1 protein-coding gene is annotated in these 1,119 nt (G+C 63.8%); it reads right to left on the bottom strand.

Annotated features, from left to right (window positions below; genetic code table 11):
• On the bottom strand, positions 1-988 hold a 988-nt coding region (locus tag AC5RVY_RS19075; protein ID WP_493956257.1), incomplete at its 3' end, for an IS481 family transposase.
• Between the last annotated feature and the right edge of the window lie 131 nt (positions 989-1,119).

Genomic DNA, 1,119 nt, shown 5'->3' on the forward strand with positions numbered 1-1,119 from the left:
TGTACTGCCCAGGCAGGTTGGTTAATCGGCTGATGGGCGGGTGGCCTCCGATTGCGGTGTGGGGTCTGTGGTGATTGTAGTGGTGTAGCCATGCCGGGAGGGCGTTTCTGCGGGCTGATTCGGTGGCGTAGAAGCGTTTGAATGCCCAGCCGTCGGCGAGGGTTCGGTGGAAGCGTTCGATCTTGCCGTTGGTCTGCGGCCGGTAGGGGCGGGTCTTCTTTGCCCTGATCCCCAGCTCTCGGCAGGTGTCCCGCCAGAGGTGCGATTTGTAGGCCGACCCGTTGTCGGAGAGGACCCGCTCGACGGTGACGCCGCGGGCGGCGAACCAGGACACAGCCCTTTTCAGGACTGCTACTGCGGTGGCTGCTGTTTCATCGCTGTGGATCTCTGCATAGGCGACCCGGGAGTGGTCGTCGATGACCGTGTGGACATAGGCGGTCCCGATCAGCGGCTCACGGTTTCTGCTGCGGGCCTTGTCCGGGGTGCCTGATCTGTTCTGTTTTCCCTGCTGCCGGCCGACGTAGCGCCAGCCGCCGCCGTCGGGGATGTTGCCGAGCTTCTTTACATCGACGTGGATCATCGCTCCGGGAGTCTCGTGTTCGTAGCGGCGGATGATTTCTCCGGTGCGCTTGTCCACGTGGTGAAGGCGGTTCAGTCGGCACCGGACCAGGACAGCGTGCACGGTGGAGGCAGGCATGGCCAGCTTCGCTCCGATCGCGACTGGGCCCAGCCGTTGCTTCCAGCGCAGGTGCACAACTTTGCGCACCAGTTGCTGCGGCGTCCGGTTGGCCAACCGGTACGGGCGGGAGGACCTATCAGCCATACCCGCCTGACCCATCGCGGCGTAGCGGGCTGCCCACCGTTTCGCGGTCGGCCAGGAGCAGTTGAACTGCTCGGCTGCCCGGGATACAGGCCAGCCGTGGTCCACGATCAGACGCGCGACGCGTAAACGTTGGCGTGGAGTCAAAGCGGCATTAGCGTGGGACATGAGGACCTCCTGGTCGCTGCAGCGGTTGTCTAAGCAACTCCACTGTGCAACCGGAGGTCCTCACCTTTGGCTCAACGACTCCAGCGAGTCATCACATTCGCCGAACCAACGTCCCTGGGCAGTACACCTAG

It is taken from the genome of Arthrobacter sp. Ha26, from assembly GCF_059091705.1.